The 230-nt window shown below is 60.4% G+C and carries 1 protein-coding gene; it reads right to left on the bottom strand.

The genetic code is table 11. The features are described 5' to 3' along the window. Nucleotides 1–230, bottom strand: a 230-nt coding sequence (locus SB773_RS35090; protein ID WP_410595216.1) for a hypothetical protein, incomplete at both ends; no start/stop codon positions are given.

Genomic DNA, 230 nt, shown 5'->3' with positions numbered 1-230 from the left:
GGAAGCGCGAACTCCGGGGCCATGACATACCGGGCCGGATTCTTGACCGGCGGCACGTCCGTCTCCGAAAGCTCGCCTTGTGATGGATCGCCGCGGTTGTATAGCCAGGCATGGGCGACCAGTCTTCCCCGGTATCTCAGGTATGCGTAACACACGCCGCCCTCTTCATCGATGATCGCCGAAAGCTCACCATCCGCAGAAGGAAATTCTGCCAGCAGACTCACATCGCC

It is taken from the genome of Bacillus sp. SIMBA_074 (assembly GCF_046534555.1).
GTDB lineage: Bacteria > Bacillota > Bacilli > Bacillales > Bacillaceae_G > Bacillus_A > Bacillus_A mycoides.
Note: the sequence above shows the minus strand (reverse complement) of the source record. Positions and strands in the feature narration are given on the sequence as shown.